Here is a 597-nt window from a genome sequence, read left to right as displayed (position 1 = left end):
GGCGACCGCGCTCATGATGCGCTTCGACCGCGGCACCGGGCTCTTCGACACGAACGGCTGGTGGACCGGCGCGAACGCGCTCACCGCGGTCATCGACAACATTCGGCGCAGCGGCATGCGTAGCTACCAGTACGCGATCGCGGCTACTTACGACAAGAACGTGAACGCCCGGCAGGGACAGTTCCGCAACGAATACCTCGACGATACCGGCTGGTGGGGGCTGGCCTGGGTGGCCGCGTACGACGTGACCGGCGACAGCCGCTACCTGAACACCGCCCGGGCCGACGCCGACCACATGTTCAGTTACTGGGACAGCAGGTGCGGTGGCGGCGTCTACTGGCGGACCGACAAGACGGTCAAGAATGCCATTCCGAACAGCCTGTACATCCAGCTGAACGCCGCCCTGTCCCAGCGGATCGCCAATGACACGGTCTACCGGCAGCGCGCGCAGGCCGGCTGGTCCTGGTTCCAGGGCACCGGCATGCTGAACGGCTCGAACCTGGTCAACGACGGGATCAACCTCGGCACCTGCAAGAACAACGGCGACGTGACCTGGACCTACAACCAGGSGTGCTGATCAACGCGCTGGTGCAGCTG

The 597-nt window shown here is 65.3% G+C and carries 1 protein-coding gene; it reads left to right on the top strand.

The features are described 5' to 3' along the window. On the top strand, positions 1–577 hold a 577-nt coding region (locus DMB66_RS60570), incomplete at its 5' end, for a glycoside hydrolase family 76 protein (RefSeq protein ID WP_233625655.1). Positions 578–597: the final 20 nt, after the last annotated feature.

The organism is Actinoplanes sp. ATCC 53533 (assembly GCF_003947245.1).
This window is presented reverse-complemented; position numbering and strand designations above follow the sequence as displayed.